We start from the raw sequence: 24,370 nt of genomic DNA on the forward strand, positions 1-24,370 counted from the left end.
GTCACCGTACCGGGTGAGCCTCGCCAACAGCGCGCGCCGGGGGTGTCTGCGCTGGTCGGGAGGGTCGAGCCGCTGGTCGGCGAGTCCGCGAGGCGGCCAGCGCGAACCACCCCAACCCGCGCACCGCGAGGAACGCTGTCCCGGCCAGGACGAGGACCGTGAAGTCCGGCAGCGTCTGGAACGCGACGTCCACCGGCAGCCAGCCGCCGTAGCTGAGCAGGCCGACTCCGACGAACACCGCCGCGTACAGCGCGGCTGCGGCGATGAGATGTCCGACCAGCGGCCGTACTGCCACTCGACGGAAACCCTTGTCCCGCAAGAGTTCCGGCAGCTTTCGCGCGCGACGGATCTGTCGGCGGGTCGCCAAGACCATCGCAGCGAGGGCCAGGAGCGCGACACCGTCGATGACGCCGTAGGTGAGCAGGAAACCGTTGCCGATCTCCGGGGCCGGTGCGCCCGCGAGCATCGCGAGGGTGTGGTGGAACGGCGCGCCGTTGTCCAGCAGGACCGGGTTGCGCGAGGTCAGCACCACCAGGCCGACCTGCTGGTTCGGCAGAAAGCCCAGGTTGGCGTGGTAGCGGGTCAGGTCGCCGTCGTGCTGGACGACCGGCTGGCCGTGGAGAGTGCCGGTGCCCCAGCCGGATCCGTAGTGGTCGATGCCGTCGATCGCGTGGTCGTCGCCGGTCGGGACGGCCGCGCTGTGCATCAGGCGCAGGCTTTCGGCGGACAGCGGACCTACGCCGCGGTAGGCGCCGGTCATCTGGAAGGTGAGGTAGTGGCTGAGGTCCTCGGCGGTCGAGACCAGGTAGCCGTCAGGCAGCGCGCCCGGGAAATCCGGTGTTTCCATCGGCACGTTCAGGCCGAACAGCACCGACGAGCCCTCGATCAGACCCGCGCGACGGGCGTCGGCGAGGTTGGTGAAGGTGCGGTTCATGCCGAGCGGGGCGAGGACGTGCGCTTTGAGGTAGTCGGCGTAGCTCTGGCCGGAAACCTGCTCGACCAGCAGACCCAACGTCGCGTAATTCTTGTTGCAGTAGTGGAAAGCGGTGCCTGGGCGAGACACCGGGACGACGTCGGCGAGTGCGCGGACGCGCTGCTCCAGCGTGGTTTCCGGTTCGTAGAGGTCGACGGTGCCGGCTTCGGTCGGCAGGCCGCTGGTCTGGTTCAGCAGCTGCCGCACGGTGATCGGATCGTTGGATCCGGCGGTGCGGAACCACGGCAGGTACGCGGTGATCGGGGTGTCCAGACCGACTTTGCCCGCGTCGACGAGCTGCATGACTGCCGTGGCCGTGAACGATTTGCTCAGCGAGCCAAGCAGAAACGGCGACTGCGGTGTCACGTCGGGGCCGACCGCGCCGGTCGTCACCTTGCCGTCCGCGGATACCAACGCGTAGGACGACGGCGGACCGCCCGCCAGTTCTTCACGCAAGTGCGCTACCGCAGTGTCTGCTGGCTGCGCTGAGGCCGGTGCGGCGAACACCGCCAGCATCGCGGTCGCCATCGCTGCTACCCGGATCCGCCAAGTCATCCCGCACTCCTCCGCGCGCCGAACTGATCGGCAAAAGCCTCGCGGAGCAGCGGATCCGGCACCATGAAGCTGACCGGCGGACCGAAGGTAGGGCTGGCCCCCGTGCTCAGCGGAGAAGATCGACCAGAGTCGGCACCGCGGCCATCAACGCTTCCCGCGAGCAGCCCGCGTAACCCAGCGCGATGCCGTGCACCGTCGGCGTTCCGGCGAAATGCCGCGCCAGCCCGTCGAGGCGGATCGAATGCCGTTCCGCCGCGGCGATCAACTCGGCCTCGGTCTCGGCGCTTTCCGTCCGCACCACCAAATGCGCGCCAGCGTCGTCGCCGACGAACGGGATCCCGGCATTCGACAGCGCGGTCACCAGCACCGTCCGGCGTTCGGCCATTTCCCGGCGCAGCTTCCGCAGGTGCCGGCCCAGATCGCCGGTCCGGGCGAGTTCGACCAGCACCCGCTGCCCCGCCGGCGACGGACGGGTTCCGGTGAGATCGCGGTACGCCAGAATGGAATCGGCCACCGACGCGGGCGCGACGAGCCAGCCCGCGCCGAGGGTCGGGGTGAGGATTTTGCTGGTGGTGCCGAGGTGCACGACGACGTCCGGGGCGAGCGCGGCCAGCATCGGCAGCGGGGCGACGTCGAAGCGCAGCTCGCCGTCGTAGTCGTCCTCGATGACCAGCATGCCTTCCGCGCGAGCGCGTTCCACGAGCTGCACGCGGCGGGCCGCGCTCATCCGGCTGCCCATCGGGTACTGGTGCGCGGGCGAGCAGTAAACCGCGCGCGCTCCGGCGGGAATCGCGTCCGGACGAAGACCTTCCTCGTCCACCGGAACGCCGACAACGGTGAGCCCGGCCTGCCGGAACGCTTGCACCGCACGCTGATAACCCGGTTCCTCGAAGGCCACGACCGCACCTCGGCGCAGCACGGCAGCGGCGAGTTCCACGACAGCCGCAGTGGTACCGCCGGTCGCGAGCACCGAACCGGCGGCCAGACCGCGGTGGCGCAGCAGGTGTTCCGACACAGTCGCGCGGTATTCCGGCAACCCGGCGCGGTGCGCGCGCGTGAGCGGCTCGGGATCGGCGGCGGCCCGCCACGCTCGCCGCCAGGCCGCGCGGTCGAGGCCGCCAGCCCACGGCGTACCCGGCGCGAGGTCCAGCAGCGGGGCTTGTTCCGCCTCGGCGAGCAGCGAACCGGGCACCGTCACGGACGCGGCGGCGCGGGTCGGCGGAGTGGTCACGTAGGTGCCGGAGCCGTGCCGGCCAGCGATCCAGCCTTCCGCGTGAAGTTGCTCGTACGCAGCGGAAGTGACCGTGCGCGAGACGCCGAGCCGTTCCGCCAGCGCGCGCGTGGACGGCAGCCGGTCGCCGCCGCGGAGATGCCCGCCGGCCGCGGCTTCGCGCAAGGCGTCGGCCAACTGCACGGCCAGCGGGGTGGCCGCTTCGCGGTCGAGACTGACCGGCAGGGCGGTGTCGGCGTAGGACACGGCGGACCTCCGTTACGGCGAAGTGGACTTCTCAAGTGTAGAAGAAGTGGACATTCAACGTAGCCACTTGCCCGCCGCACACTGAACGCATGAGCAGCCTTTCGCCCACCGAACGCACCACGCTCGGCCGCAAACGCCACCGCGCCGCCAGCGAGCGCGCGGTCCTGCACGCCGTGCTCGACGAGGCGCTGATCTGCCACCTCGGCGTGGTCCGCGACGGCGTCCCGCTGGTGCTGCCCACCGGATACGGCCGCGACGGCGACACCCTGTACCTGCATGGTTCCACGGGCGCGGCCAGTCTGCGAGCCGCGACCGGGGAAACCGACGTGTGCGTGACGGTCACCCTCCTCGACGGCATCGTCTACTGCCGCTCGGTGAACAACCACTCGGTCAACTACCGCAGCGCGGTGATCCTCGGCAAGGCCCGGCTGGTGACCGACCCGGACGAGAAGATGCGCGGCCTGCACGTGCTCACCGACCACCTCTCCCCTGGTTCGTGGGAGCACGCTCGCGCGGTGAACAAGAAGGAATTCGCCGCGGTGTCGGTCATCGCGCTCGACCTCGCCGAAGCGTCGGTGAAACTCCGCGCCGAAGGACCCGACGACGAGCCCGAAGACGTGACCGCAAATGCCGCCTGGGCCGGAGTACTGCCGGTGCGCACGGTCTTCGGCGAGCCGGAACCGTCCGCCGACCTGCCACCCGGCTGGGCCGTGCCCGAACACGTCACCGCACGCGTCACGAAGGCAGCGGCAACCGCACGGTGAATACCGTCCGTCCGGGGCGGCTCTCCAGCGAGACCGTCCCGCCGTGCTCCACCACCAGCGAATGCACCACTGACAATCCCAGCCCGGTGCCGCCAGCGGCCCGGGTGCGGGAGTTGTCGACGCGATAGAACCGGTCGAAAATCCGCTGCTGATCCGCCGCGGAAATCCCCGGTCCGGCGTCGGTGACGGTGGCGACGGCCATCCCGTCGGCCACCGACACCGCCAGCTCGACCGGCGTTCCCTCCGCGGTGTGCACGGCGGCGTTCGCGAGCAGGTTGTCCAGGACTTGCCGCAGCCGCGCCGGATCCGCGTGCAGCAGCACCGGTTCCTCCGGAATCGAGACCGTCAGCGGATGTCCCGGCCGACCGGCCCGGAACGCGTCCGCGGCGGCCGCGGCGATCTCGGTGAGATCCATCCGCTGCGGCCGCACCGGCGGTTCGACATCGCGCGCGTCCAGCCGCGCGAGCAGCAGCAGATCGTCCACCAGCACGCTCATCCGCGCCGTCTCGGCCCGGATTTTCTCCAGGTGCGCCTCTCGTTCCTCGGGTTCGTTCGCGGCGGCGTAACGGAAAAGATCGGCATAGCCGCGGATCGACGTCAACGGCGTCCGCAGCTCATGCGAAGCATCGGCGACGAACCGGCGCAGCCGATCGTTCGCCTCGGTGCGCGCGGCCAGCGAGGATTCGATGTGGCTCAACATCAAGTTGAACGCCGTCCGCAGCTCCTCGACCTCCGCTCCGCCACCCGTGCCGGACGCGCGCACCGGCAAATCCGCCGTGGCGGTGAGGTCGTGCGAGGCGATGTCGTGCGCCGTGCCAGCCATGTCCGACAACGGACGCAATCCGCGCCGCAGCACCACGCGGCCCGCGACGACGAGGATCGCCAACGCGATGAGAAACGCGAGCACTTCGATCAACATCAGCTGCTGCACGGTGTTGTCCAGATCGGCTTGCGGCGCGGCACTCAACAGTACGGTGCCGGTCCCGTTCTGCGAGGTCTCCACCGGACAGGCCCGGACGCGGTAAGAACCCTGACCGGGCAAGGCGATCGTGCGAAACAGGTCGCCGCTGGTCGCTTCTTCGGCGACCTGCGCCAACGGCCGCACGTCGTTCGGCAACGTACTTCCCGGCTGCGGGACGGCGTGCCCCTCCCGCACGTCGAAAACCGCGGAGTACCAGGAGTAGACGACTTCCGGATTGTCTTTCGACTCGCGCAAATGCGGCACCTGCGCGACCTGGCTGGTTTTGAGCTGCTCGTCGAGCCGCCGGTTGAGGTAGTCGTGCATCAGCTCGACGGTCAGCGCGCCGACGATCGCGAACACCACCAGCGACAACGCGCCCAGCCCGAACGCCAGCCGCGTGCCGAGCCGGGAAGCGCGCCAAGCCCGGTACCACCGGCGAGCCCAGCGCCCGACCCGGTTCACCGGCCCGCCTGTCGCACGGAATACCCGACGCCGCGCACGGTGTGGATCAGCGGTTCGGCCTCGGTGTCGAGCTTGCGCCGCAGCCGCGAGATCGCGAGTTCGACCACATTGGACCGTCCGCCGAAGTCGTACTCCCAGACGTGGTCGAGGATCTGCGCCTTGGTGAGCACCGCGGGCGAACGCCGCATCAGGTAACGCAGCAGCTCGTATTCGGTGGGCGTCAGCTCGGCGAGCTGGCCGCCGCGGCGGACTTCGTGCGTCTCCTCGTCCAGGGTGAGATCGCCCACCTGCAGCACCACCGTGCGGGTATCCGGCTTCTCGGACGTCCGCCGCAGCACCGCACGCAGCCGCGCCATCAACTCCTCGACGGAGAACGGCTTGACGAGGTAATCGTCACCCCCGCGGGTGAGGCCGGCGATGCGGTCGGCGGTCGCGTCCTTGGCGGTCAGGAACACCACCGGCACCGCGTCGTGTTTCTCGCGCAGCTTGTCAAGCACGGTGAAGCCGTCGAAATCGGGCAGCATGAGGTCGAGCACGACGATGTCGGGAGCGAACTCTGCGGCGCGCGCGAGCGCGTCGGCGCCGCAGCCGGCCGTCACGGCCTGCCAGCCCTCGTAACGGGCGACGGTCGCCACCAGGTCGGCGATGTGCGGCTCGTCGTCCACGACGAGCAGCCGCACCGGGTTCGGGTTCTCCACCCCGCCATCCTCCGCGACGTCCGCGCGAGCGCGCGAGCCGAACCCGCAGCTGACAGCGACTCGACAGGAAACCTGTCGCGCGCATCGGGCATTCCGGGCAGACTCCGGACCGACAGCAACCCTGGCCCGAGGAGCCCGATGACTGCTTACGTGGACAACATCACCGTCGACTGCGCCGACCCGTGGGAACTGGCCCAGTTCTGGACCAAGGTGACCGGCCGCCCGGTCGGCGACGACGACCATCAAGGCGATCCGGAGATCGGCATCAGGCTCGAGTCCGGCGTCACTCTCCTGTTCATCGCCGTCCCCGAACCCAAGACCGTCAAGAACCGGCTGCACGTCTGCCTGAAGCCGGACGGCGGGACCCGTGACGAAGAGGTGGAGCGGCTGCTCAAGCTGGGCGCGACGCTGCATGCCGACCACCGCCGCGAGGACGGCGGCGGCTGGATCGTGCTGCGGGATCCCGAAGGGAACGAGTTCTGCGTCGAGCGCAGCCTGGCGGAGATGGCGTGACCGATTCGTTCGAGATCAACCGCGCCAACTGGGACGACCGCGCGCCGATCCATGCGCGCTCGGCGTACTACGAGTTCGACAAGTTCAAGGCAGATCCCGCGCACCTGAGCCAGATCGTGCGCTTCGACCAGCCTCGCCTCGGCGACGTTTCCGGGCTCCGCACCGTGCACCTGCAGTGTCACATCGGCACGGACACGCTGTCGCTGCACCGGCTCGGGGCCAAGATCTCTGGTCTGGACCTTTCCCCGGCGTCGCTCGCCGAGGCGCGCGAGCTCGCCGACGCCACCGGCGCGGACATCGACTACCACGAGGCGAACGTCTACGACGCGGTGGAAGTCTTCGGCGAAAACGCGTTCGACCTGGTGTACACCGGGATCGGCGCGATCTGCTGGCTGCCGAAGATCGCGCCGTGGGCCGAGGTGGTCGCGCGGCTGCTGCGGCCGGGCGGACGGCTCTTCATGCGCGAAGGCCATCCGATGCTGTGGACGCTCGACGACGAGTCCGAACGCGCGTGGCCGAAGTACGACTACTTCGAGCACGACGAACCGCTCGTGTTCAGCGACGACACCACCTACGTCGACACGGACGAACCGGTGCGCACGACGACCACGCACAGCTGGAACCATTCGCTCGGCGAGATCGTCACCGCGCTGCTCGACCAAGGCCTGATCCTGACGGGGCTGACCGAACACGACACCGCGGCGTGGAACGCGTTGCCCAACGAGATGGAAGAGGCTGGGGGCGGCGAATGGCGGTTGCGGGACAACCCGCGCCGGATCGCCGCGAGCTACACCCTGCAGGCGCGGCGCCCCGCATAGAGTGCGGGGCATGACTCGCATCGCCGTCGCCGCGCTGGGCGGCACCATCTCGATGGCTCCCGGACGTTCGATCGAAGACGGCGTCGTGCCGCGGCTCAGCGCCGAGGACCTGCTGGGAGACCTGGGTTCCCGGCTGCCGATGGAGATCACCGCGGCGACGCTCGCCGGGCTGTCGAGTTCGTCGATGGACTACGCGACGCTCGCGCGGACCCGGCAGTGGGGCGTCGAGCAGATCGAGGCGGGCGCGGACGGTCTCGTGGTGGTGCAGGGCACGGACACGCTGGAGGAAACGGCGTACCTGTTCGACCTCACGTGGCCGTCCGACGCGCCGGTGGTGATCACCGGCGCGATGCGGAACCCGAGCCTGCCCAGCCCGGACGGGCAGGCGAACATCCTCGCCGCGCTCGCGGTCGCCGCGGATCCGCGCAGCCGCGGCCGGGGCGCGCTGGTGGCGTTCAACGACGACGTGCACGCGGCGCGCTGGGTGCGGAAGACGCATTCCAGCCACGTCGAAACGTTTTCGTCGCGGCCGGCGGGCCCGCTCGGCATGGTCGCTGAGGGCTCGGTGCATTACTTCCACCCATCGCCGCCGCGCCTGCCGGTGCTGCCGGGAGCCGAAACCGTCGATCTCGTTCCGCTGCTGGAATCGGGTCTCGATGATTCTGGCGAACTGCTTTCGCTGGTCCTCAAGGGCGGCGCGCGGGGCGTCGTGGTGGCCGCGAACGGCGTCGGACACGTGTCGACCGGAACCGCGGACGTGATCGCAGCGGCCGAAGTACCGGTGGTCGTCGCTTCCCGGACCGGCGCGGGCCCGACTTTCCGCGGCACCTACGGGTTTCACGGCTCCGAATCGAGCCTGATCCGGATGGGCGCGACGATGGCCGGATGGCTCTGCCCGCGGAAATCGCGGATCCTGCTGCAGGTTCTGCTCGCGGCGGGCGTCTCCCGGGAGGAGATCGAACGGCAGTTCAGGCTGCGCGGCGACCTCGACCGCTGATCACGCCCGGAACGGCCCGTCGACCGGATTCGCCTGGTACGACCGCATCTGCCGGCCGCCCTGGCGGTAGACGTGCACGCTGATCGCCGGGTCCGGGCCGTCGTTGCGCACCTCGTGCACGTAACCGGGCCCGAACACGCGCGACTGCCCGGCGGACAGCCCGTGCACCTCGGTCACCGCACGCCCGCCAGGGGCACGCCGCGCGACGGTTTCGGTCAGCCGCCCGGACACGACGGTGAACGCACCGGTCGAGAAGGCGTGGTCGTGCAGGTCGGTGTGCTGGCCGGGAAGCCAGCTGAGCAGCCAGATCTCCTGGTCCTCGGTGCGTTCGACGAGGGCGGAGAACCGCTGGTCGGGGTCGTAGCGCAGCAGGGCGCCCCAGCGCTCCCGGTCAGCGGCCACGTCGACGGCGACGCGGACCGGATGACGCAGGGCGGGGTTCTCGGGACGCAGCAGGGTGTTGTCCGGAACGGCGAACATGAAAAGAAGTCCTCACGGGAAGAAGATGGGTGTCGAACTGGGCCGGGACGGTTTCACCGACAACAGCGACACGACATGCCCATGACGGGGCGGAGGTCGTCAGACCCCGGCCGCATCGTCATCTCGCACGTCAGCATGCCGCACAGAGAACCAGCCCCGGACCGCCCGGTCAACCCGTCTCACCCCCTGGACCGCCCAGGTGAGCGCAGGTTCACACCCTCGCGCGCGGCAATGCCGGTTCTCACCGGCACCGCCGCTCACAAGTCTCAGCGCCACTCCGGCTTCCGAGACCGCCCGAGCAGTTCCGCGCCGGCCTGCCGCGGGTCGACGCCCTCGTGGCACACCCGGTACATCGCGTCCGTGATCGGCATGTCGGCCCCGTGCCGCTGCGCCAGTTCGCGGATCGACGAGCACGACGCGACGCCCTCCGCGACCTGCCCGCCGGTCGCCGCCTGCGCCTCGGCCAGCGTCTCGCCGCGGCCGAGGCGTTCGCCGAAGGTGCGGTTGCGCGACAACGGCGACGAGCACGTCGCGACCAGGTCGCCGAGCCCGGCGAGTCCGGCGAAGGTCAGCGGGTCCGCGCCGAGTTTCGCGCCGAGCCGGGCCATTTCGGCGAGGCCGCGCGTGATGAGCGTCGCCATCGTGTTCGCGCCCAAGCCCATCCCTGCGGCCATCCCGCAGCTGAGCGCGATCACGTTCTTGCACGCGCCGCCCAGCTCGCAGCCGACCACATCGGTGTTCGTGTAGGGCCGGAAATACTGGTTCGACGTCGCCTGCTGCACCGCTTTCGCGCGCTCGTGGTCGGCGCACGCGAGCACCGCGGCGGCGGGCTGCCCGGCGGCGATCTCGCGGGCCAGGTTCGGCCCGGACACCACCACGATCTCGCCCGGATCGACTTCGGCGAGTTCGGCGATCACCTCGCTCATCCGCTTGAGCGTGCCCAGTTCCACACCCTTGGCGAGGCTGACCAGGATCCCCTCGGGCGGCAGCAGCGGCCGCCAGCCGGTGAGATTCGCGCGCAGGCTTTGGCTCGGCACCCCGAGCACGACCGCTTGCGCGCCGTCCAGCGCCTCGGCCGCGTCGGACGTCGCGGTGATCCGGTCCGGCAACGTCGTTCCCGGCAGATACGACTCGTTGGTGTGCCGCTCCCGGATTTCCTCGGCGACGCTTTCCCGGCGCGCCCACATCGTCACGTCCCGGCCCGCGTCGCCGAGCACCTTCGCGAACGCGGTGCCCCACGAACCCGCGCCGAGCACGGTGACCCGCTGCACGTCGGCGGCGAAACCCGCCATCAGGCACCGTCCTCCGGCTTCTCGGCCTCCGCCTTGGGCTCGGCGGTGATCTCCGCCTTGGTGTCCGCCGCCGCGTCCGTTTCCGGCTTCTTCGCGGGCGGTTCCTCCTGCCGGATCTCGGCCAGCAGCCGGGTCACCTCGTCCATCAGCACCGCGGTGACCTCACGCAGCGTCGAGGCGCTGCGCGGGTTCGCGCCGCGGAACCGCGACAGGTCGATCGGGTCGCCGACCAGGTGCGTCACCGTCTTGCGCGGGAACGGCGTGAACTTCTTGGTGTAGCCGTTGAAGATCTGGTTCGTGCCCCAGCGCGCGATCGGGATCACCGGCACGTCGTTCTGCAGCGCCAGCCGCGCCGCGCCGCTGTAAGCCTCCTTCGGCCAGCCCAGCGGGTCCTTCGTGATCGTGCCCTCGGGGTAGATCACGATGACCTTGCCCTCTTCGAGCGCCTGGTGCGCGGCCTTGAGGCTGTCGCCCGCCGCGCTCGACCCGCGCGCCACCGGGATCTGCCCGGACCCGGTCACGATCCGGCCGAAGACCGGCACGTTCTTCAGGCTCGCCTTGAGGAAGAACCGCGGCACCCGCTTCTGCCGGTGCACGAACACCGCGTCGACCGGCGGGTCGAGGTGCGAGATGTGGTTCATCACCAGCACCGCGGGCCCTTCCCGGGGGATTTTCTCCGCGCCGAGGTACACCCGCTTGCCGATCGCGGTCATCGGGTAGAACGCGGCGGCGGCCAGCCCCACCCAGAATCCGCCCTTCTCACGCCGTGCCACAGTTCTCCTCCTCGGGTCGCCTCTGCTCCGGGTGATCCTGCCGCGCGCCGGTTCGCGCAGTCCAGGGAGGGTGCGCTCACGCACGCGCGCGAGCGGTTTCGGGTAAAGATGGACAGGTGGACGCAGACCTGGTCATGCCGCTGAAACCGCCGGGCGCGGGCAAGTCGCGGCTGCGCGGCGCGGTCGCCGCGCACCGGCACGCCGAACTGGTGCTGGCGCTGGCCTGCGACACGCTGGCCGCGGTCACGTCGGTCGCCCGCGTCCGCCGCGTGCTCGTCGTCACCTCCGATCCGGCCGCCCTGTCCGAATTGGCCGGTCTCGGCGTCGAACTGGTCGCCGAACCGGCGGAGGGCGGGCTCAACGAAGCGTTGCGGCACGGCGCGGAGCTGCTGCGCGCGGACGCGCCGGACGGAGTCGTCGGCGCGCTCCAAGCGGATCTCCCCGCGTTGCGCGCGGTGGATCTGGAACAGGCGCTCACCGAAGCCGCCGGCCGCCGCGCGGTGGTCTTCGACCGGCAGGGCACCGGGACCACGCTGTTGCTGTCCGCGCCGGGGAAACCGCTCGACCCGCACTTCGGCGCCGGTTCCGCGGAACTGCATCGGGCGTCCGGTGCGATTCCGCTCACCCAGGCATTGCCGTCGCTGCGCAGCGACGTCGACACCGAAGATGATCTGCGCCACGCCGCGCGGCTCGGTCTCGGGAAGCGCACCGCGGCATTGCTCCCGGCCGAACGGACGCAATTGCGCTGACGTGTTCACTCGACCTTCATCGCGGCCTGCGCAAACCGCGGCTTCGTAGTGAACAATGGGCAGCGTGAGCACAGAAGACGGCAGCACTCCGGCCCGGCGGCGCGTGAAGAGCGGCAGCAGCGCGTCCCCCTCGTCCCCGGCCCCGCGCACCGCGGGCGGGAAGGCGACCTCGCGCGGGAACGGCGACGCCGCGGCGGCCCGCCGGGCAAAACCCAAGGCGGCTCCGGCTGAGGACAAAGACAAACCGGCCAAGCGCAAAACCGCCTCGTCGAGCGCGCTGCGCACCTCGGCGAAGAAACCCGCCGCGCCGCCCGCCGCCGCGCGATCGCGCCGGACCACGACCGAGAGCGGCGAGGAATTCCGCTCCGTCCCCTCGGCCCCGCCCGCCGTCACGTCCGCGCCCACCGCCGTCGAGTCGCTTCCCGACGACCGTTATTTCAACCGCGAGCTGTCCTGGCTCGACTTCAACGCCCGCGTGCTCGCGCTGGCCGAGGACGAATCGCAGCCGCTGCTCGAGCGAGCCAAGTTCCTCGCCATTTTCGCGTCCAATTTGGACGAGTTCTACATGGTCCGGGTCGCCGGGCTGAAACGGCGCGACGGCACCGGCCTCTCGGTGCGCAGCGCGGACGGGCTCACGCCGCGCGAACAGCTGGACTACATCGCCAAGCGCAACCAGGACCTGGTCGAGCGGCACACCGCCGCGTTCAAGGAGCACCTGCGCCCGCAGCTGGCCGAGCAGGACATCCGGATCGTCGGCTGGTCGGACCTGTCCGGGGCCGACCAGCTCCGGCTGTCGAGCTACTTCTCCGAGCAGATCTTCCCGGTGCTCACGCCGCTCGCGGTCGACCCGGCGCACCCGTTCCCGTACATCTCGGGGCTGTCGCTCAACCTCGCGGTGACGGTGCGGGATCCGCAGGGCGGCCTCGAACGGTTCGCGCGCGTGAAGGTGCCGAGCAACGTGCCGCGGCTGATGCGCGTGGAAACCGAACGCGGCAACCGGACCGCGACCTTCCTGCCGCTCGAGGAACTGATCTCCGCGCACCTGAGCGATCTGTTCACCGGCATGGAGGTCACCGAGCACCACGTCTTCCGCGTCACCCGCAACGCCGACTTCGAGGTCGAGGAAGACCGCGACGAGGACCTGTTGCAGGCATTGGAACGCGAGCTGGCGCAGCGCCGGTTCGGCCCGCCGGTGCGGCTCGAGGTCGCGCAGGACATGAGCGAGCACATGCTCGAACTGCTGCTGCGCGAGCTGGAAGTCGATCCCGAGGACGTCGTCGAGGTGCCTGGTCTCCTCGACCTCACCTGCCTGTTCCAGCTGTCCGCGGTCGACCGCAAGGAGTTGAAGGACCGGCCGTTCGTGCCCGCGACGCATCCGGCGTTCGGCGAACGCGAGACGCCCAAGAGCGTGTTCGCGACGCTGCGCGAGGGCGACGTCCTGGTGCACCACCCGTACGACTCGTTCTCCACGAGCGTGCAGCGGTTCATCGAACAGGCCGCGGCCGACTCGAAGGTGCTGGCGATCAAGCAGACGCTGTACCGGACGTCGGGCGATTCGCCGATCGTGGACGCGCTGATCGACGCCGCCGAGGCGGGCAAGCAGGTCGTGGCGCTGGTGGAGATCAAGGCGCGGTTCGACGAGCAGGCCAACATCACCTGGGCGCGCACGCTGGAACGCGCGGGCGTGCACGTCGTGTACGGCTTGGTGGGCCTCAAAACGCACTGCAAGGTGTCGATGGTGGTGCGGCAGGAGGGTTCGACCATCCGCCGCTACTGCCACATCGGCACCGGCAACTACAACCCGAAGACCGCGCGGCTGTACGAGGACCTCGGCCTGCTCACGGCGGACCCGAGCATCGGCGCGGACATCACCGACCTGTTCAACGTCCTCACCGGCTACTCGCGCCAGGACACCTACCGCACGATCCTCACGTCGCCGCACGGCATCCGCCGCGGCATCGTGCGCGCGATCGGCGAGGAGATCGAACTCGCGCGCGCCGGGCTCGACGCGGGCATCCGGATCAAGTGCAACTCGCTCGTGGACGAGCAGGTGATCGACGCGCTGTACCACGCGTCGCAGGCAGGCGTTCCGGTCGACGTGGTGGTGCGCGGGATCTGTTCGCTGAAGCCGGGCGTCGAAGGCTTGAGCGAGAACATCCGCGTCCGCTCGATCCTCGGCCGGTTCCTGGAGCATTCGCGGGTGTTCAACTTCCGGGCGGGCGGCACGCACTGGATCGGCAGCGCGGACATGATGCACCGCAACCTCGACCGCCGGATCGAGGCGCTGGTGCGGGTCAAGGACCCGAGGCTGACGCGACAGCTGGACGAGGTGTTCGATTCGGCGCTCGATCCGCACACGCGCTGCTGGGTGCTCAGTTCCTCGGGCGAATGGCAGCCGTTCCCGGCCGCCGGTTCGCAGGTGCGCGACCATCAGCTCGAACTCGCGAAGCTGCACGGGGCCGTCGGATGAGCGTGGACGTCCGAGCCGCGGGCGCGGTGCTCTGGCGCCGTGCCGGGGCGGGGATCGAGGTAGCCGTCGTGCACCGGCCCCGCTACGACGATTGGTCGCTGCCGAAGGGAAAGGTCGACCCCGGCGAGACGATCGCGGCCACCGCGGTGCGCGAGATCGCCGAGGAGACCGGGTTCCGCGCGGTGCTGGGCCGCTATGTCGCGCAGACGAGGTACGAAGTCCCCGCGAAGAACAACGGGCGGCTGCTGCGCAAGAGCGTCGACTACTTCAGCGGCGAAGCCGTCGAGGGAGCCTTCGCGCCCAACGAAGAGGTCGACGAACTGCGCTGGCTGGACCCGATCGCGGCCGAGCAGCTGCTCACCCGGCCGGCGGATGTCCGGGTGCTGCGCGAGTTCTGCGCCCTCCCGCCCGCGCCGACGACGGTGTTGCTGGTGCGGCACGCGAAAGCGGGCAAACGCGAAGACTGGACCGGCGACGACGACCTCCGCCCGCTGTCGGAAGCCGGCCAACGCCAAGCGGCCGCACTGCGAGACCTGCTGCCGCTCTTCGGCCCCGACCGGGTGTTCTCCGCGCCGCGACTGCGCTGCGTGCAGACCGTCGGCGGAATCGCGGACGCCCTCGGCGTCGAGGTGCGGCACGAGCCGCTGCTGTCGGAAGAGGGCTACTGGCCCGACCCGCTGCTCGGAATCCGCCGCCTGCTGGCGATCGCGGCCGACGGGGGCACCCCGCTGATCAGCAGCCAGGGCGGGGTGATCCCGGACCTGGTGAGCGCACTGGCGGACCGGGACGGCCTGGAACTGCCCGCCGCCCGCGACGGGGTGGTGCCGAGCAAGAAGGGCTCGCTGTGGGTCCTGTCGTTCTCTGCTGGCGACGACGGACCGGTTCTGGTGGGCGCGGACTATTACCCGAGCCCGCTGCCCGCTCCGGTGCCTTCGGCAGGCTGATTTTTTTCACCAGGGGCCTGGCGTGCGCGCCGGGCCCCTTCTCGTGCGCGCTCTTCGGCGATTCGGATTCTATAGAGACCGGTATTGCTGAGCGCCGCTCAGCAGTTATCCCGGGTCCGGCATAAGCGACGTCCGAGACACGCTCGCGGGGTTTATTTACCCCCGGCGGGGATTTATCTCCGGGCGTCGGATTAGCCCTCCCGGACCGACCTCTTCGGGGAATCCGATCGCCTTCCCGGACGGCCCCGAATCTGTTGTCTTATCAGCAATTCGGCGGGTTCTCCCCGGAGCCCGAACAGGCCGCCGACCTCGGGAAACGCTGTCTTCCCACTGCCCCAACACCATCCGGGCAGGTGCTCCGGCAACCCTGGCGGGGCAGCGAATTCGCGACCTCCGGAGAGACTCGCCACACCGGCTCGCCTGCCCCGCTGTCCCGCCTCGCCCGGAAATCCCGCGACCGCAACGGGGTCTGGCGGCCCACCGCTCGCCCCGCCTCGAAACCCGCCCGCCACAACAGCTCGGCCGCCCTCTCGCAGCAGGTCGACACCGCAATCGCCCCCGCAACGCCATCCCCGCAACGCACCCGGTTCGCTCGTCCGGGCGCCCCTCAGCCACCCGCGAGCCACCGCCGTCCAGCCACAATCCCAGCCCCCGCAACCCCGTCCGACTCCTCGCCCGAAGCACCCCGCGCAGCCGCAACCTAACCCCGCACCAGCACAACAGCCCTGCCCCGGCTCACCGCGCGAAGCACCCACCCAGCCGAAACCCCAACCCCACGCCAGCACAGCAACCCCCGCGCCGACGCACCGCTCAGCCCAGCCGAAACCCCAGCCCCCACAACGCCTCACCCCCCGCCAGCTAACCCTTCCCACCGCCCGACTCCCCCCATCCAGCCGCCCAAGCCCCCCCGAAAACGCGGCAGCGCCCCGACCTCACCCCGCCCGACTCCCCCATCCAGCCGCCCAAGTCCCCCCGAAAACGCGGCAGGGCCCCGACCTCACCCGAGGTCGGGGCCCTGCCGCGAAGCAACGAATACCGGGGCTGTTACTTCTTCTTGGCCGCCGAGGTGCGCTTCGCCGGGGCCTTCTTGGCCGCGGCCGTGGTCTTCTTCGCTGCCGCGGTGGTCTTGGCGGCAGGCTTGGCGGCGGCCTTCGCCCGCGTGGTGGTGGCCTTCGGGGCCGCCTTGGCGCGGGTGGTGGTGGACTTCGCGGCCGTGGCGCGCGTCGTCGTCTTGGCCGCGGTGGCCTTGGCGGGAGCCTTGGCCGCGGTGGCGCGGGTGCGCGTGGCGGCGGGCTTCGCCGCCGTGGCACGGGTGCTGCGCGTGGCGGTGGTCGAGGCGGCGCGGGTGGTGGTCGCCTTCGCGGTGCTGGCCGTGGCCCGCTTCGCCGCCGTGGCCTTCGGCAGCTTCTTCGAACCGGAAATCACGTCCTTGAACGTGGTGCCCGCGCGGAACGCCGGAACGTTCGTCTTCTTCACTCGCACGGCTTCGCCGGTGCGCGGGTTGCGCGCGGTGCGGGCGGCACGAGCGCGCTTCTCGAACACCCCGAAGCCGGTGATGTTCACCTTTTCGCCCTTGTTGACCGTCCGGATGATGATGTCGACGAGACCGTCGACGGCCTCCGAAGCAACCTTTTTGTCGCCCAGACGCTCCGACAGCGCCTCGATCAGCTGGGCCTTGTTGGCCATTCCAGTCCCTCCAAGAAGAACTCTTCGTCCACGGCCAGGTCGGCCGGCTAACGCACACGGTATTACCAAGACAGCACAAATTCCAAACGGCACGCGAAATTTTCCCTTGCGGCGGGAACGGTTCCGCCCTCCCGAAGGACCCGTTTCCGGGTCCGGGAGGCTCCGTTTGGCGTGGGCGAAGAGGGGGCCCGCCGGGGGCGGATTCCCTTTCCGAGCAGGGAATCCGGCCCCGGCGGCGCAGGTCAGGAGGTCGCGGCGGGAAGCGTCGCGGGCTTCCAGGAGGGCCGCTTCGACTCGAACTCGTCGATGTCCCCCGCGTGGCGCAGAGTCAGCGCGATGTCGTCGAGTCCTTCGAGCAGCCGCCAGCGGACGTAGTCGTCGATCTGGAAGGGCGCGGTGAAGTCCTTGGCCCGCACGGTCTTGGCTTCGAGGTCCACCGACACCTCGGTGCCGGGCTCGTTCTCCAGCAGCTTCCAGAGCAGTTCGACATCCGACTGCTCGCACTGCGCGGCGACGAGGCCGCCCTTGCCGGAGTTGCCGCGGAAGATGTCGGCGAACCGGGATGAGATGACGACCCGGAAGCCGTAGTCCATCAACGCCCACACGGCGTGCTCGCGCGACGAACCGGTGCCGAAGTCCGGCCCGGCGACCAGCACCGACCCGTTCTTGAACGGTTCCTGGTTGAGGATGAAGTCCTCCTGGCCGCGCCAGGCGGCGAACAGCCCGTCCTCGAATCCGGTGCGGGTCACGCGCTTGAGGTAGACGGCCGGGATGATCTGGTCAGTGTCCACGTTGGACCTGCGCAGCGGGACCCCGATCCCGGTGTGCTGGGTGAACGGTTCCATGGTGGGAGCTCCTCTCGGGGAAGTCAGGCGGGCAGGTCGGCGGGCGAGGACAGCGTCCCGCGCACGGCGGTGGCGGCGGCCACGAGCGGCGAGACGAGGTGCGTGCGGCCGCCCTTGCCCTGCCGTCCCTCGAAGTTGCGGTTGGAGGTGGACGCGCTGCGCTCGCCGGGGGCGAGCTGGTCCGGGTTCATCCCGAGACACATGGAGCAGCCCGCCTGCCGCCATTCGGCTCCCGCCTCGGCGAAGATCTTGTCCAGGCCTTCCTCTTCGGCGGTCTTGCGCACCCGCATCGAACCGGGCACCACGAGCATCCGGACCGAATCGGCCACCTTGCGCCCGCGCAGCACCTCGGCCGCGGCGCGCAGGTCCTCGATCCGGCCGTTGGTGCAGGACCCGAGGAAGACGGTGTCCACCGCGATCTCGCGCAGCGGCGTGCCCGGCTTCAGATCCATATAGGACAGCGCCTTCTCGGCGGCGAAGCGCGCGTTCTCGTCCGGGATCGCGGCCGGGTCGGGCACCGAATCGCCCAGCGGCAGGCCCTGTCCCGGGTTGGTGCCCCACGTCACGAACGGCGTCAGCTGGTCCGCGTCGAGGTGGACCTCGGCGTCGAATTCCGCGCCCTCGTCGGTGCGCAGCTCGCGCCAGGCGGCGACGGCGGCGTCCCACTCCCCGCCCTTCGGCGCGTGCGGACGGCCCTTGAGGTAGGCGAAGGTCGTCTCGTCCGGCGCGATCATGCCGGCGCGCGCGCCCGCCTCGATCGACATGTTGCAGATGGTCATCCGGGCTTCCATCGACAGCTCTTCGATGGCCTTGCCGCGGTACTCGAGGACGTAGCCCTGCCCGCCGCCGGTGCCGATTTTGGCGATCACCGCGAGGATCACGTCCTTCGCGGTGACGCCCGGCTGCAGCGTGCCGTCGACGTTGATCGCCATCGTCTTGAACGGCCGCAGCGGCAGCGTCTGGGTGGCGAGCACGTGCTCGACCTCGGAAGTGCCGATGCCGAAGGCCATCGCGCCGAACGCGCCGTGCGTCGAGGTGTGACTGTCGCCGCACACCACGGTGGTGCCCGGCTGGGTCAGCCCGAGCTGCGGTCCGATCACGTGCACGATGCCCTGTTCGGCGTCGCCCATCGGGTGCAGCCGGACGCCGAACTCCTTGCAGTTGCGGCGAAGCGTGTCGACCTGGGTGCGGGACACCGGGTCGGCGATCGGGAGGTCGATGTCGACGGTGGGGACGTTGTGGTCCTCGGTGGCGATGGTGAGGTCGGGGCGGCGCACCTGCCGCCCGGCCAGCCGCAGTCCGTCGAACGCCTGCGGGCTGGTCACTTCGTGCACCAGGTGGAGGTCGATGTAGAGCAGATCCGGTTCGGCGCCTTCGCCTCGGCGCACGAGGTGGCTGTCCCACACCTTCTCCGCCAGCGTACGAGCCTTGCCGGTGGGGGTGGTCATCTCCGGCTCCTTCCACGGGATCGGCCGGGAGCACGGAACCCGGACAGAGCCGGTGAGGAGGGGCGAGCCGCGGCTGGCCGCAGGCCCGGGTTTCGTTTTTCCCAGATTCTGGACTTCCCACACTGCGGGAAGATAGTATCGCGTCGTGGGACAGCATAGCGGTATCGGAGTACTGGACAAAGCCGTGGCCGTGCTGCAGGCCGTCGCCGAGGACCCGTGCGGGCTGGCGGAACTGTGCACGCGCACCGGGCTTCCGCGCGCGACCGCGCACCGGCTCGCGGTCGGGCTCGAGGTGCATCGCCTGTTGCGGCGCGGCCCGGACGGGCGCTGGCGGCCGGGCACCGCGCTCGCCGAACTCGCGGGCGGCTCGACCGACCCGTTGCTCGACGCGGCGAGTTCGGTGCTGCCGAAGCTCCGGGACATCACCGGCGAAAGCGTTCAGCTTTACCGGCGCGACGGCGTGCAGCGCGTGTGCGTTTCGACCGCGGAACCGCCGAGCGGTTTGCGCGACACGGTTCCGATCGGCTCGCGCCTGCCGATGACGGCGGGCTCGGGCGCGAAGGTCCTTGCCGCGTGGTCGGATCCGCACACGCAACGGACGATCCTCGCCGACGCGGTTTACGGCGAACGCACTCTGCTCGAAGTCCGCCGCCGCGGCTGGGCGCAAAGCGTCGCCGAACGCGAGCCCGGCGTCGCGAGCGTTTCCGCCCCGGTGCGCGATTCCTCCGGAACCGTCGTCGCCGCGGTATCGGTCTCCGGCCCGATCGAACGCATAGGGCGCAAGCCCGGCGCCCGGTGGGCGGCCGATCTTCTCGCCGCCGCCGACGCGCTCCAGGAACGCCTCTAACGCCCGCCTCCCACCACGCGCCAACCCCAGGCCGCCTTCCGCCACCCCGGCGGGAGGCGGCCTTTTCGCATCGACAGCCCTGACGCGGGTTACCGCGAACACACCCCGCCCGGTAGCCAGACCCCAAGCGCCGCCGCCGAAGCACCCGGGGAACGACTCCGCCGCTCAGCTCTTCTCCGGCAACCCTCCCCTCACACAAGGCAGCTCCCCTCGCCCGACGCGACGAACCCAAAGCCCCGACCGTCTCTCCGCCACCCCGGCGGGAGGCGGCCTTTTCACGCCGACGCCCGCCTGCCCCGAATCCAAAGCCCGCCCACCACAGCCGCCTCTCCACCACACCGGCAGGAGGCAGCCTTTTCCCGTCGACAATCCTGACGCGGGTTACCGCGAACACACCCCACCCGACAGCCAGACCCAAAGCGCCACCGCCGAACCACCCGGAGAACGACCCCGCCGCTCAGCCCTTCTCCGACAGCCCTCCCCTAACGCGAAGCCGCTCCCCTCGCCCCACGCGACGAACCCAAGCCCCGACCACCTCTCCGCCACCCCGCCAAGAACCGCCCTTCCCCCACAACCGATCCCACCGACGCGACGTCCCGCGAACCCAACGCACCCCGCAGCCGAACCCAAACCCGGCACCGCGAACGATTCCGCCCCGCCGCGCGATTCCCCCGCCGCCACGGCACCGACCCGATCGAACGACCTCGAGCCCCTCCCGAAGACCCTCCCCGCCGCCAACCACGACGCCCCGCGGAACGCCTCTGTCGCCCAGCCCCCGCTCCGCCACGCCCGTGCGAGGCAGCCTTTTTCGCGCGGTTTTCGATCGTCCTCAGTAGACCGTCCGGCCGCTGCACGGGCCCTCCGAGCGCCCCCGCCGGACCCAGCCACGACACCTCAAGAAAAGGCAAAACCGCAGGCCAGCGGCTGTCCACATGCGACTTTGCCGGTGCCGCAAGCACTCTCGCGGGTCTTCCGGCCAGTGAAAGAATCCGGCGCTTCGGGCGGCTCGCCCGCTCTCCGGTTAGCCGACACGGCAACGAAAAAGGCAGGTCCCGATTGGACTTGCGAAGTCTATGGGTGATAATGACTGCGTTCGGCCTGTATGGCCGTATAAAACAAGTTCTGGTTGGAGGAACTGGAATGGCCAACAAGGCCCAGCTGATCGAAGCTCTGTCGGAGCGCATCGGCGACAAGAAGGCAGCCGCGGAAGCCGTCGACGGTCTCGTCGACATCATCATCCGCACCGTCCACAAGGGCGAAAAGGTCACCATCACCGGCTTCGGTGTCTTCGAAAAGCGCGCTCGTGCCGCCCGCACCGCGCGCAACCCGCGCACCGGCGAAGCCGTGCGGGTCAAGAAGACCAACGTTCCGGCGTTCCGCGCGGGCACCACGTTCAAGGACGTCATCTCCGGCTCCAAGAAGCTGCCGAAGGCGACTGCCGTGAAGCGTGCGACCGCCAGCACCGCGAAGGCGACCGCCACCCGCGCCACGGCGACGACCACCACTCGCGCCAAGGCCACCGCCGCCAAGCCGGCCGCCACCCGCACCCGCGCCACCGCGGCCAAGGCTCCCGCCAAGGCCACCGCCGCGAAGGCCACCACCACCCGCGCCAAGGCGACCGCCACCAAGGCCACCGCGGCCAAGGCGGCTCCGAAGGCCACCACCACGCGGGCGAAGGCCGCCGCCAAGCCGGCCGCCAAGAAGACCACGGCGACCGCGAAGAAGGCTCCGGCCAAGCGCACCTCGGCCGCGAAGAAGAAGTAACTCCGCTTCCCCGGAAGCAGACCGCAAGCCCCGCCCGGCTTCTCCCCGGGCGGGGCTTGCCGCATCTCTGCCCTTTTTCCCGCGCCGCATGCGCTCTCCGGCATTCGGAGCAAACAGCGCACGGCCGACCCCGCGCCTCGCGTCGATTCCCCAGCAGCGCGTCGACCGCCAAGATCCGTTGGCACGCTTGCCCGTACAGCTCTCGCGGACCGCGAAGCGACAGCCGGGCCGCGGCGGCGGGCATTGTCCCCGCCGCACCACAACGGCGCAGCGCGAAGGAAATCGAGGGAACGCCTCTGCGTTTTCCCGATCGCACCGGCCATCTCGCCGCCGCCTCCAGTCGATCACCTGTTCCCCCAAGCAAGTGCGAACGCCCGCGCGAAGCGGTCTCCGGGGTTTCCTTGCCGTGTCCGGCCCGGCACCATGCGTGGCCGCCGGGTGTCCGCGATCACCCAGGCCGCGCAAGGTCCACAACAGACTTTCGGGTTGTTATGCGAACGTGACAACCACGCACTGTCGCCACCGGTAATCCAGTCGGGCGAACCGGCGAATCCGGACTGGTTTCGCCAGCGCACACCGTCTTTTCCCCGCCGCCGCACCGGTGTCTCGCGGGCGCGCGCACCGCGCCCGCGAAAGTGGGTGCCGGGCCACGAAAACCGGCCGTCATCGGTGAAGCGGTCGCGCGATCGGCTCCGATCACTGTTGGTCTATGCAATCATGACGCCCGGCAAGGACCCCGAATGCGAGAACATGAGACGACTGTGCCGATAGTTCGTGTGGAGAAGCTGTACAAAGTGTTCGGCCGCCGGGCGGAAGAAGCGGTCGGCAAGCTGGAGAACGGCGCCGACCGCGCCGAATTGGAGCTGCCCGGCGTGACCGCGGCGGTGATCGACGCCTCCTTCACCGTGGAGCGCGGCGAAATTTTCGTGGTGATGGGACTGTCCGGTTCGGGCAAGTCGACCCTGCTGCGCACGCTGAACGGATTGCTCCCGGCCACTTCCGGGCGGGTGCTGGTCGACGACATCGACCTGACCGACAAGTCCGCGAGCGAGGTGCGCGAGCTGCGCCAGCGGCGGATGAGCATGGTGTTCCAGCACTTCGCGCTGTTCCCGCACCGCACGGTCGCGGAGAACGTCGCCTACGGGCTGAGCGTGCAGAACGCTCCGCGCGAGCGGCAGCGCGAACGCACCGCCGAAGCGCTCGAGATGGTGGGGCTCACCGGATGGGAGGACCGGTTGCCCGGTCAGCTTTCCGGCGGGATGCGCCAGCGCGTCGGCCTCGCCCGCGCGCTGGCCGCGGACACCGAGATCCTGCTGATGGACGAGGCGTTCAGCGCGCTGGACCCGTTGATCCGCAAGGAGATGCAGGACCAGCTCCTGACGCTGCAGCGGCAGCTGGGCAAAACGATCGTGTTCATCACGCACGACCTCAACGAGGCCATGCGCCTCGGCGACCGGATCGCGATGATGCGCGACGGCCGGATCGTGCAGGTCGCGACCGCGCAGGAGATGCTCACCGAACCGGCCGACGAATACGTCGCGAAGTTCGTCCGCGATGTCGACCGTTCCCGGGTGCTCACCGCGTCGGCGGTGATGGCGCCCGCGGACATCTCGTTCACCCCGGCCACGACCGTCACCGAAGCGCTGGAAACGATGCGCCGGAACGAACTCTCCGGCGTGCTGGTGACCGAGGACGGCAAGTTCGCCGGCGCGGTCGACCGGCGCGCGGTGAGCGAGGCCGCCGACAACGGCACGGAAACGATCGCCGGCATCGTCGACCGTTCCGCCGCGCGCACCAGCCCGGAAACCCAGATGGCCGACCTGTTCGGCCACGCCGCTTCCGCGCCCGCGCCGCTCGCGGTGGTCGACGCCGAGGGCGCGCTGCTCGGCGCGGTGACCCGGGAGGCGCTGCTGAACGCGCTGAGCTCAGGAGAAAACGACGAACAGGAGGTGAACGCCCGTGTCTGACAGCGTCCTCGTCGGCGATCTGCCGCAGATTCCCGTCGGTGCCTGGTTCAAGGCGATCATCGACTGGCTGCAGGGCAACATCGGCCCGTTCTTCGATTTCGTCGAAAGCATTGTCAACGGTGCGATCACCGGGCTTTCCTCAGCGCTGACCTGGGCGCCGTGGCCGGTGCTGCTCGTGCTTTTCGCGGCACTCGGCTGGTGGCTGCGCGGCTGGAAGTTCGGCGTCGGCTCGGCGATCGGGTTCGCGCTCATCGACAGCCTGCGCGAGTTCCCGTCCGCGATGCAGACGCTGTCGCAGGTGCTCGTCTCCGGGGTGGTCGCGGTGGCGATCGCGGTGCCGGTCGGGATCGCGGCCGCGCGCAACGAAACGGTGAGCCGGATCGTGAAGCCGGTCCTGGACTTCATGCAGACGCTGCCCGCGTTCGTGTACCTGATCCCGGTCATCTTCTTCTTCCACATCGGCCCCGTGCCGGGCGTCGTGGCGACGATCGTGTTCTCGCTGCCGCCGGGCGTGCGGCTGACCGAACTCGGCATCCGCCAGGTCGACCCGGAAATGGTCGAGGCGGGCGAGGCGTTCGGCTCGCCGCCGCGGCGGATCCTGCGGGAGATCCAGATCCCGCTCGCGATGCCGTCGATCATGGCCGGGATCAACCAGATCATCATGCTGTCGCTGTCGATGGTCGTGATCTCCGGCATGGTCGGCGCGCCGGGACTCGGCGCCGAGGTGTACGCCGCGGTCACGAGCCTCAAGCTGGACCTGGGTTTCCAAGCCGGTCTCAGCGTGGTCGTGCTGGCGATCTACCTCGACCGGCTCACCTCTTCGCTCGGGGCGCGCTCGGCGGTGGGCCGCGCCCTCCGCCGGGCCGACGCGGCCTGATCCACCTCCA

21 protein-coding genes are annotated in these 24,370 nt (G+C 70.0%); 11 read left to right on the forward strand and 10 right to left on the reverse strand.

The window, feature by feature from the left end; genetic code table 11:
- Position 1: 1 nt before the first annotated feature.
- Entirely contained in the window at positions 2-1,528 is a 1,527-nt protein-coding gene (locus tag FKO37_RS41035; protein ID WP_238607896.1) for a serine hydrolase, read from the reverse strand.
- Between the two features lie 106 nt (positions 1,529-1,634).
- A complete protein-coding gene (locus FKO37_RS41040) occupies positions 1,635-3,005 on the reverse strand; it encodes a PLP-dependent aminotransferase family protein (RefSeq protein ID WP_037811720.1) in 1,371 nt (456 codons plus the stop codon).
- Positions 3,006-3,094: 89 nt separating this feature from the next.
- On the opposite strand from FKO37_RS41040, the gene FKO37_RS41045 reads away from it, so the two are divergent.
- A complete protein-coding gene (locus tag FKO37_RS41045) occupies positions 3,095-3,769 on the forward strand; it encodes a pyridoxamine 5'-phosphate oxidase family protein (protein ID WP_238607897.1) in 675 nt (224 codons plus the stop codon).
- On the opposite strand, the gene FKO37_RS41050 is transcribed toward FKO37_RS41045, so the two are convergent.
- Together FKO37_RS41050 and FKO37_RS41055 are read right to left on the reverse strand one after the other, a co-directional pair.
- Complete coding sequence (locus FKO37_RS41050; protein ID WP_238607898.1) at positions 3,741-5,192, reverse strand: cell wall metabolism sensor histidine kinase WalK; 1,452 nt, start codon at positions 5,190-5,192, stop codon at positions 3,741-3,743. The genes FKO37_RS41045 and FKO37_RS41050 overlap by 29 nt on opposite strands.
- Positions 5,189-5,890 (reverse strand): response regulator transcription factor, encoded by a 702-nt coding sequence (locus FKO37_RS41055; protein WP_134727838.1) that lies wholly within the window; start codon positions 5,888-5,890, stop codon positions 5,189-5,191. Before FKO37_RS41055 ends, FKO37_RS41050 begins: the two co-directional genes overlap by 4 nt.
- Positions 5,891-6,028: 138 nt before the next feature.
- Between FKO37_RS41055 and FKO37_RS41060 the strand changes: the two genes are divergently transcribed.
- From FKO37_RS41060 to FKO37_RS41070, 3 genes are read left to right on the forward strand one after another with little or no spacing between them, the layout of a single operon-like run.
- Positions 6,029-6,403 carry a VOC family protein gene (locus tag FKO37_RS41060; RefSeq protein WP_037811724.1) on the forward strand — a complete coding sequence of 125 codons (375 nt, stop codon included), beginning with the start codon at positions 6,029-6,031 and terminating at the stop codon, positions 6,401-6,403.
- The gene (locus FKO37_RS41065; RefSeq protein WP_238607899.1) at positions 6,400-7,221 is read left to right on the forward strand and encodes a class I SAM-dependent methyltransferase; all 822 of its coding nucleotides are present in this window, start codon (positions 6,400-6,402) and stop codon (positions 7,219-7,221) included. The genes FKO37_RS41060 and FKO37_RS41065 overlap by 4 nt, the downstream gene beginning before the upstream one ends.
- A 10-nt stretch (positions 7,222-7,231) precedes the next feature.
- A complete protein-coding gene (locus tag FKO37_RS41070; protein WP_238607900.1) occupies positions 7,232-8,218 on the forward strand; it encodes an asparaginase in 987 nt (328 codons plus the stop codon).
- Here the strand turns inward: FKO37_RS41070 and FKO37_RS41075 are convergent, their stop codons facing one another.
- The 3 genes from FKO37_RS41075 to FKO37_RS41085 all read right to left on the reverse strand — a co-directional run bounded on the left by FKO37_RS41075 (position 8,219) and on the right by FKO37_RS41085 (position 10,703).
- A complete protein-coding gene (locus FKO37_RS41075) occupies positions 8,219-8,698 on the reverse strand; it encodes a cysteine dioxygenase family protein (protein ID WP_134727834.1) in 480 nt (159 codons plus the stop codon).
- A 266-nt stretch (positions 8,699-8,964) separates the two neighbouring features.
- Positions 8,965-9,990, reverse strand: a complete 1,026-nt coding sequence (locus FKO37_RS41080) for an NAD(P)H-dependent glycerol-3-phosphate dehydrogenase (RefSeq protein WP_238607901.1) — start codon at positions 9,988-9,990, stop codon at positions 8,965-8,967.
- Positions 9,990-10,703, reverse strand: a complete 714-nt coding sequence (locus FKO37_RS41085; RefSeq protein WP_238608412.1) for a 1-acyl-sn-glycerol-3-phosphate acyltransferase — start codon at positions 10,701-10,703, stop codon at positions 9,990-9,992. Before FKO37_RS41085 ends, FKO37_RS41080 begins: the two co-directional genes overlap by 1 nt.
- Before the next feature lie 176 nt (positions 10,704-10,879).
- Between FKO37_RS41085 and cofC the strand changes: the two genes are divergently transcribed.
- The 3 genes from cofC to FKO37_RS41100 are packed head-to-tail and all read left to right on the forward strand — an operon-like array spanning position 10,880 to position 14,926.
- Complete coding sequence (gene cofC, locus FKO37_RS41090) at positions 10,880-11,512, forward strand: 2-phospho-L-lactate guanylyltransferase (RefSeq protein WP_238607902.1); 633 nt, start codon at positions 10,880-10,882, stop codon at positions 11,510-11,512.
- Between the two features lie 55 nt (positions 11,513-11,567).
- Positions 11,568-13,982, forward strand: coding sequence for an RNA degradosome polyphosphate kinase (locus tag FKO37_RS41095; protein ID WP_199817566.1), 2,415 nt, complete (start codon positions 11,568-11,570; stop codon positions 13,980-13,982).
- A complete protein-coding gene (locus tag FKO37_RS41100; protein WP_238607903.1) occupies positions 13,979-14,926 on the forward strand; it encodes an NUDIX hydrolase in 948 nt (315 codons plus the stop codon). The genes FKO37_RS41095 and FKO37_RS41100 overlap by 4 nt, the downstream gene beginning before the upstream one ends.
- 1,044 nt (positions 14,927-15,970) lie before the next feature.
- Here FKO37_RS41100 and FKO37_RS41105 read toward each other — a convergent pair.
- From FKO37_RS41105 to leuC, 3 genes are all read right to left on the reverse strand, one after another.
- Entirely contained in the window at positions 15,971-16,612 is a 642-nt protein-coding gene (locus FKO37_RS41105) for an HU family DNA-binding protein (RefSeq protein ID WP_037811731.1), read from the reverse strand.
- Between the two features lie 242 nt (positions 16,613-16,854).
- The gene (gene leuD / locus FKO37_RS41110; protein ID WP_037811732.1) at positions 16,855-17,457 is read right to left on the reverse strand and encodes a 3-isopropylmalate dehydratase small subunit; all 603 of its coding nucleotides are present in this window, start codon (positions 17,455-17,457) and stop codon (positions 16,855-16,857) included.
- A gap of 23 nt (positions 17,458-17,480) precedes the next feature.
- Positions 17,481-18,905, reverse strand: a complete 1,425-nt coding sequence (gene leuC / locus FKO37_RS41115; RefSeq protein ID WP_238607904.1) for a 3-isopropylmalate dehydratase large subunit — start codon at positions 18,903-18,905, stop codon at positions 17,481-17,483.
- Positions 18,906-19,050: 145 nt separating this feature from the next.
- On the opposite strand from leuC, the gene FKO37_RS41120 reads away from it, so the two are divergent.
- The 4 genes from FKO37_RS41120 to FKO37_RS41135 all read left to right on the forward strand — a co-directional run bounded on the left by FKO37_RS41120 (position 19,051) and on the right by FKO37_RS41135 (position 24,360).
- Complete coding sequence (locus tag FKO37_RS41120) at positions 19,051-19,752, forward strand: IclR family transcriptional regulator (RefSeq protein ID WP_009074079.1); 702 nt, start codon at positions 19,051-19,053, stop codon at positions 19,750-19,752.
- A gap of 1,140 nt (positions 19,753-20,892) precedes the next feature.
- The gene (locus tag FKO37_RS41125; RefSeq protein WP_037811736.1) at positions 20,893-21,516 is read left to right on the forward strand and encodes an HU family DNA-binding protein; all 624 of its coding nucleotides are present in this window, start codon (positions 20,893-20,895) and stop codon (positions 21,514-21,516) included.
- A 740-nt stretch (positions 21,517-22,256) separates the two neighbouring features.
- A complete protein-coding gene (locus tag FKO37_RS41130) occupies positions 22,257-23,483 on the forward strand; it encodes a glycine betaine/L-proline ABC transporter ATP-binding protein (RefSeq protein WP_238607905.1) in 1,227 nt (408 codons plus the stop codon).
- Positions 23,476-24,360, forward strand: a complete 885-nt coding sequence (locus FKO37_RS41135; RefSeq protein ID WP_043827831.1) for a proline/glycine betaine ABC transporter permease — start codon at positions 23,476-23,478, stop codon at positions 24,358-24,360. The genes FKO37_RS41130 and FKO37_RS41135 overlap by 8 nt, the downstream gene beginning before the upstream one ends.
- Positions 24,361-24,370 lie beyond the last annotated feature (10 nt).

Source organism: Amycolatopsis sp. Poz14, from assembly GCF_006704225.1.
Taxonomy (GTDB): Bacteria; Actinomycetota; Actinomycetes; order Mycobacteriales; family Pseudonocardiaceae; genus Amycolatopsis; species Amycolatopsis nivea.

What these genes read in the sequence shown, in the direction of transcription:
- FKO37_RS41095 (WP_199817566.1), top strand. Translation starts at nt 11,568, where the DNA reads ATGGGCAGCGTGAGCACAGAAGACGGCAGCACTCCGGCCCGGCGGCGC.
- leuD (WP_037811732.1), bottom strand. Translation starts at nt 17,457, where the DNA reads ATGGAACCGTTCACCCAGCACACCGGGATCGGGGTCCCGCTGCGCAGG.
- FKO37_RS41105 (WP_037811731.1), bottom strand. Translation starts at nt 16,612, where the DNA reads ATGGCCAACAAGGCCCAGCTGATCGAGGCGCTGTCGGAGCGTCTGGGC.
- FKO37_RS41080 (WP_238607901.1), bottom strand. Translation starts at nt 9,990, where the DNA reads ATGGCGGGTTTCGCCGCCGACGTGCAGCGGGTCACCGTGCTCGGCGCG.
- FKO37_RS41085 (WP_238608412.1), bottom strand. Translation starts at nt 10,703, where the DNA reads ATGACCGCGATCGGCAAGCGGGTGTACCTCGGCGCGGAGAAAATCCCC.
- FKO37_RS41045 (WP_238607897.1), top strand. Translation starts at nt 3,095, where the DNA reads ATGAGCAGCCTTTCGCCCACCGAACGCACCACGCTCGGCCGCAAACGC.
- FKO37_RS41075 (WP_134727834.1), bottom strand. Translation starts at nt 8,698, where the DNA reads ATGTTCGCCGTTCCGGACAACACCCTGCTGCGTCCCGAGAACCCCGCC.
- FKO37_RS41130 (WP_238607905.1), top strand. Translation starts at nt 22,257, where the DNA reads ATGCGAGAACATGAGACGACTGTGCCGATAGTTCGTGTGGAGAAGCTG.
- FKO37_RS41035 (WP_238607896.1), bottom strand. Translation starts at nt 1,528, where the DNA reads ATGACTTGGCGGATCCGGGTAGCAGCGATGGCGACCGCGATGCTGGCG.
- FKO37_RS41070 (WP_238607900.1), top strand. Translation starts at nt 7,232, where the DNA reads ATGACTCGCATCGCCGTCGCCGCGCTGGGCGGCACCATCTCGATGGCT.
- FKO37_RS41060 (WP_037811724.1), top strand. Translation starts at nt 6,029, where the DNA reads ATGACTGCTTACGTGGACAACATCACCGTCGACTGCGCCGACCCGTGG.
- leuC (WP_238607904.1), bottom strand. Translation starts at nt 18,905, where the DNA reads ATGACCACCCCCACCGGCAAGGCTCGTACGCTGGCGGAGAAGGTGTGG.
- FKO37_RS41125 (WP_037811736.1), top strand. Translation starts at nt 20,893, where the DNA reads ATGGCCAACAAGGCCCAGCTGATCGAAGCTCTGTCGGAGCGCATCGGC.
- FKO37_RS41100 (WP_238607903.1), top strand. Translation starts at nt 13,979, where the DNA reads ATGAGCGTGGACGTCCGAGCCGCGGGCGCGGTGCTCTGGCGCCGTGCC.